Raw genomic sequence first — 2902 nt, 5'->3', positions numbered from 1 at the left:
GCCAACTGCTCCTGAACCGACTGCTCCTGAACCGACTGCTCCTGAACCGACCCAGACGGCGGAATCGAAATCGAAAAATTTGGCAACCGAAGCGCCCCAGACGCCGACAATCCCCGCCCCTGAACTCGACACCGCCGCATTGACCGAAGCCTGTGCCGAGGCGATCCGGGCGATCAGCCGATGGCAGGCTGACGATTCGAAAGACCAACCGGCGCGGCAGCGGATGCTGGCGCAGTTGCAGGCCTATCGTTCGGTTTCACAGATCGGAAGCTTGGAGTTTGCGTCGGACAGCCCGAGTGTGGCGAAACTTCTGAAGACACTGATGGAGTCCGACGCGTTGCAAACGTTGGAGCCACTGTGCAGCGAATGGATCAACTGGGGGCGTCGTCAGACCGATGGAATGTTACTGATCGGGCGATTGAAAACAGGGGAAACCGAATCGTTTTTTGAACTCGCCGACGGGTCGCAACTCCGAATCCGATCGTCAAAGGAAATCCACGTGCCGACCGAGTCACGTTGTGTGGCGATCGGTAGAATCATTTCCACCGAAGACGTACCGCTGGTCCAGCTGTTGGCAGGCGTGGTGGTACCTTAATCCACTTTCCACCACCCAATCACTGCCTCGCGTGGACTTGTCATGCCGGATCCCCAACCACCGACCGTCCCCCAGACCGTCGAGGCCGCGAGTGTTCCCGAGGCCGCCGAAACCGCTTCCTTGTTCGGCACGTTGACGTATGGGTTGTCGCTGCCGGAGCGGACCGCGCGGAGCGCGTCGGCGGTCGTCGGAGGATTGGTCAACGAGACGGCAGGCTGGTTGATCCCGGCCGCGTTCCGATCGTCCAAGACCTACTCGGCATTCGTCCAGCAAGCGTTGGACATGATGATCCATGACGTCGGCGGCGTCGAAAATCCGAACGCGGTCGCGGCCGATGCCGAAGAAGCCCAGTTGGCACAGAAGGCGGTCGGCGGGCTGTTGGATTTGGCCGGCGCTGCGACGCTGCACCTCTCGCCGATCACGGTCCTGGCGGTGTTCAACGACGTTGCCTATGGCTCAAGCCACTACCTGAAACGGCTCAGCGACGAACTCAAACGTGAAGGGATCATCGACGAATCATCCAGCATCGATCATGTCTCGGATCTGGTCGATGCACTCGAAAAAACCGGCGCCCGAGCGTCGGGCGCAGCCAACGCGCCGCCGTTGAGTGTCGACGCGATGACGGAAACGATCTCGCAACTCACGCTTGAGATCCAGAACGTGGACCCGCGCAAGTTGATTCCGCAAAGCGAGATCAAACGGTTGTGGAACGAAATGGAAGCCGCCGCCGGCCAAGCGCACGTCGGGATCTGGGACGTGAGCACGACGATGACGATGTTCGCCATCGATCGCTTGTCGTTGTCCACGCGGGGCGCGTTGTCGACCGTCCGCGTCGCCGGAAGCCTGCTCGATGAACATTTCTTTTCCCACTACGGCGACGCGTTGACGGAGATCTCCGAGAAAGGTTTCTACGAAACCCTGTCGGCGTCGTCGGAGCCCTATCTGGAGGCCGCCTGGCACAACTTTGATTCCAGCCGCGAAACCTGGACCGAAGAATTGATCACCGGACGGATGCCCAAAAAGTTTTGGACCCGCTTTGCCGAGTGGTTCAAAAGCCGACGCAAGCAGCCAGTCGTTTAACCCGATCGGAACGCCGCCGCCGTGCTAAACTGGCATTCTCCGCCACGACTGTCCCAGTTACGTCCGAGAGTCCCACGCCATGCCGGCTTTCACCGTTTCACGAACGACGCACATCCAATCCGATCCCGAGACCGTGTTTTCCATCCTCAGCGATTTCGCGACGTGGAAAACCTGGTCCCCGTGGTTGCTCACCGACAAGGACGCCAAGGTCACGCTGCAGGGCGATCCGACCGCGGTCGGTGGCGGTTACAGCTGGGAAGGCCCCGTCGTGGGCGCGGGCGAGATGGAGCACCAGGAACTGCATCGGCCGACCGCGACGCAATCGATCGGCACCCTGCACGCGCAGCTGCGTTTCACGCGTCCCTGGCGGTCGCAATCCAAGGTTCATTTCGAAGTCAAGAAAGCTCGAAACGAAGACAGCCAAGACGGAACGCTGGTCCGCTGGGAGATGCAGGGAGCCCTGCCGTTTTTCATGTTCTGGATGAAATCGATGATGGTGAGCTTGATGAGCATGGATTTCGACCGCGGGTTGCGGATGCTGAAAGAACGGGTCGAGACCGGTGACGTCGCAACACAAACCGTGGTCAACGGAATCGCTCAATCACAGCCCTACTTCATCGTCGGAAAATCCGGCCGGTCGACGCTGGCCGAGATTGGGCCCTCGATGGACGACACGATCAAACAGGTCCATCAATCACTTGAGGACGCCGGCATCGCGACCGATGGCCAGTGGTTGTCGGTTTACGACGACATGGACCTCAAGACACAAACGCTGTCATACACCAGTGGCATGGTGGTCGACGAAGGCACGGCAACGCCGCCGGGCTTGACCGCGCGCTCTCTGCCAGGCTTCAGTGCCATGCACGTCACCCATACCGGACGCTACGAACATCTGGGCAACGCCTGGGCAGCGGCCTACCAGAATTTGCGAGCCTGCAAACGCAAGGTCCACAAAAAACTGCCCGGCGTGGAACTCTACGCCAATAGCCCCGAGAACACTCCGCCCGAGGCGTTGGTGACTCAGTTGTACGTGCCGCTGAAATGACGATCGCTTCGGGCGATTGCGACTCGGCTGCATCACTGCTCGCGCGGAATGGTCGAACGGTCGCCTGTGACCGGGCCAAGCGAGCGATGCACTACTTGCTCGGGTTCATTTCCTTGAGCGATTTGCCTAGGCGTTTGCGGCCGGCTGCGGTCGTTTTTCGCCGCGGGGTGGTTGTGGTGGCG

The 2902-nt window shown here is 60.3% G+C and carries 3 protein-coding genes; all 3 read left to right on the top strand.

The features are described from left to right. Positions 1-595: hypothetical protein (locus ABX749_RS28170; protein ID WP_372898960.1), on the top strand; the 595-nt coding region annotated here is incomplete at its 5' end. Between the two features lie 42 nt (positions 596-637). After that, positions 638-1675: a hypothetical protein gene (locus ABX749_RS28165; protein ID WP_372898959.1), complete on the top strand. Its 1038-nt coding sequence runs from the start codon at positions 638-640 to the stop codon at positions 1673-1675. A 79-nt stretch (positions 1676-1754) separates the two neighbouring features. Next, positions 1755-2720 (top strand): GyrI-like domain-containing protein, encoded by a 966-nt coding sequence (locus tag ABX749_RS28160; RefSeq protein WP_372898958.1) that lies wholly within the window; start codon positions 1755-1757, stop codon positions 2718-2720. Positions 2721-2902: the final 182 nt, after the last annotated feature.

Origin of the sequence: Stieleria sp. (assembly GCF_041595215.1) — a bacterium.
GTDB lineage: Bacteria > Planctomycetota > Planctomycetia > Pirellulales > Pirellulaceae > Stieleria > Stieleria magnilauensis.
The sequence above is the reverse complement of the archived record's forward strand: the minus strand, read 5'-3'. Positions and strand labels throughout refer to the sequence as shown.

What these genes read in the sequence shown, in the direction of transcription:
- ABX749_RS28160 (WP_372898958.1), top strand. Translation starts at nt 1,755, where the DNA reads ATGCCGGCTTTCACCGTTTCACGAACGACGCACATCCAATCCGATCCC.
- ABX749_RS28165 (WP_372898959.1), top strand. Translation starts at nt 638, where the DNA reads ATGCCGGATCCCCAACCACCGACCGTCCCCCAGACCGTCGAGGCCGCG.